A 2,574-nucleotide genomic window follows, 5' to 3' on the forward strand; every position below is an offset into this window, starting at 1 on the left:
GCCTGCGCGCCGGCGCGGGTGCTGACGCTGGCGATCAGCGACGTGCCCGGTGACGACCCGGCCGTCATCGCCTCCGGCCCGACGGTGGCCGACCCGACCACCTGCGCCGATGCGCTGGCCATCTGCCGGCGCTACAAGATCGAACTGCCCGCCGCCGCCCGCGGCGGACTCGAGTCGGGCACCTTCGAGACGCCCAAGCCCGGTGACTTCGCCCAAGCCGGCCATGAACTCGTCATGCTGTCCACGCCGCAAATGAGCCTGGAGGCGGCCGCCGCCTTTGCCCGCGAGCAGGGCATCGCCGCCCACATCCTCAGCGACGAGATCGAAGGCGAGTCGCGCGTGGTCGGCGGCATGCATGCGGCGCTCGCTCGCGCCGTCGCACGCCGCGGCGAGCCCTTTGCCAGGCCCTGCGTGATCCTGTCCGGCGGCGAAACGACGGTGACCGTCGACCCGAGCCGGCTCGCGGCCGCAATTGGAAAAGGCGGCCGCGCCACCGAGTTCCTGCTCGGCTGTGCGCTGGCCCTGCAGTGCGAGCCCGGCGTCCATGCGCTGGCCGCCGACACTGACGGCATCGACGGTGTTGGCCCCCATGCCGGTGCCTTGCTGACTCCCAGCAGCCTGGGCCGCGCCCGCGCCCTGGGGCTCAATCCGCAGGCCCTGCTGGACGAGCACGACAGCGCCAGTTTCTTCGCGCCGCTGGGCGACCTGCTCGTCCCGGGGCCGAGCTTCACGAATGTGAATGACTTCCGCGCATTGCTGATCGTTTAGGGCCTGTTAACGCCACGGCAACGGGCCGCGTTGTGGCCAGAAAGGCCGCGAGCAAGGCGCAAATCGCAGCCGGGCTGGGTGCCCGGCGAGGATTTTGCAACGCCGCGCGCGGCCTTTCCGGCCGCAACCCGAAGGGAAGGCTAGCCGCCAGGGGCCACTCGGCGTTKCACCGCTGGCCCGCACATGAGTGCGGGGCGGCGCGTTGCGCCTTGATTGGCCCCTGGCGGCTAGCCTTCGCGGCCCATTGCCGTGGTGTTAACAGGCCCTGACGTGAAGTCCGTGGCGAGTCCGCGGCCTTCGTCCTAGACTGGCCCGACTGTCATCGCCCCGGAGGTCAAAGATGAGTGCAGCTGCCGAACGTTTCTTCGTCAGGCACAACGCCCTGCCGACCATGCCCGAGGTGGCCTCGCGGCTCTTGAAGAGCTTCGACGACGACAACGTCGGCATTTCGCAGATCGCCGCGCTGATCGAGAAGGACGCAGCGCTGACCGCCAAGGTGTTGCGCCTGGCGAACACGGCGCACTACAGCCCCGCGCACCAGATCGCTACCGTCATTGACGCCGCCCATGCGCTGGGCCTGGAGACGCTGCGCAACCTCACCATGGCCGCCTGCCTGAGCGGTGCCTTTCCCAAGGTCCAGGGTCTGGACCGGGCCACCTTCTGGCGCCACGGGGTCGCCACGGCCAACTACGCGCGCATCCTGGCCCGCATGCTGGGCGCCGATGCGGCCACGGCCGACACCGCCTACCTCGCGGGGCTGATGCTGCGCACCGGCCAGCTGCTGATGGCCTTGGACGAGCCGCATCTGGTGGCCGACGTCGAGACCCATGCCGCCGAGCCCGGCAGCCGCTTCTCGCTGGAGGAGCACCGCTTCGGTTGCACCCACGCCGACGTGACCGCGTCGCTGGCTGCGCACTGGCATTTCCCGCAGGCGATGGTGGAGGCCTTCAAGGACGCCAACACGCCGCTGGAGATCCGCCCCTTCTCGCTGATCGCGGCCGTGCTGCATGTGGCCGAGGTGCTGGCGGATGCCGCCGAGCACCATGACGAGCCCGTGCATGCGCTGAAGGTGGCCGTGCCCGAGCTGATCGAGCACCTGCATCTGGACTTGGACCTGCTCGCCGCCAAGATCGCCGCCACCGGCGACCCGGCGGCCGAGGTGGAGCAGATGCTGCACTAGAGACAGTTCGCTTCGGGCGCTCCGCTCGGCGCGCCATAGCTGAACTGCGCCCAGCGCGGCGGCTCGGTTGCTGGCTGCAGCAAGAAGGCGTGATGAAAGCTCGTCTCGCACAGGTCCGCCAGCTTCGGGCCGCCCAGCGCTGCCAGCACGGCCGTGACGGTGTTGCTGTGGCCGACGACGAGCACCACGCCGGTCTGGGCGCGCACCGCGTCGGCCACCGCCTGCACATGGGCGGCACCCTTGGCGTCCACCACGCGCGGCTGCAGGCCCAGCGCCTTGGCCAGCGGTGCGGCGGTGTCGCGCGTGCGGCGGAACTGCGTCGTCAGGATGCTGTTCACGTGCAGGCCGGCCAGCGCCTGGGCCAGGGCCTGGGCGCGCTGCTCGCCAGCGGGCGTCAGCGCGGGGTCCCCCGTGGGCTCGGTGGCGCGCTCGGCGTGGCGCACCAGGATGACGAGATCGGGCGCGGCCGCGGCCGGGGCGGCCAGGGCGAATGTCAGAAGACAGGCTGGCAGCAGGACAGACAAGGGCTTCATCGCGATTCCAGAAGAGGTCGGGTGCCATTCTCGCCACGGCCTGCCAGTTACCATCCCGGCCCCATGCCGTACGCCTTTGCAAAGCCCCATGAC

3 protein-coding genes are annotated in these 2,574 nt (G+C 70.5%); 2 read left to right on the forward strand and 1 reads right to left on the reverse strand.

Going from position 1 to position 2,574, the window contains the following annotated elements; genetic code table 11:
* Positions 1 to 768, forward strand: a 768-nt coding sequence (locus ACXJKR_RS29475; RefSeq protein ID WP_457325870.1) for a glycerate kinase type-2 family protein, incomplete at its 5' end; no start/stop codon positions are given.
* A gap of 340 nt (positions 769 to 1,108) precedes the next feature.
* On the forward strand, positions 1,109 to 1,948 hold the full coding sequence (locus ACXJKR_RS29480) for an HDOD domain-containing protein (RefSeq protein WP_056192721.1): 840 nt from the start codon (positions 1,109 to 1,111) through the stop codon (positions 1,946 to 1,948).
* On the opposite strand, the gene ACXJKR_RS29485 is transcribed toward ACXJKR_RS29480, so the two are convergent.
* Positions 1,945 to 2,481: a histidine phosphatase family protein gene (locus ACXJKR_RS29485; protein ID WP_056192718.1), complete on the reverse strand. Its 537-nt coding sequence runs from the start codon at positions 2,479 to 2,481 to the stop codon at positions 1,945 to 1,947. The genes ACXJKR_RS29480 and ACXJKR_RS29485 overlap by 4 nt on opposite strands.
* Positions 2,482 to 2,574 lie beyond the last annotated feature (93 nt).

Source organism: Roseateles sp. P5_E11, assembly GCF_054049355.1.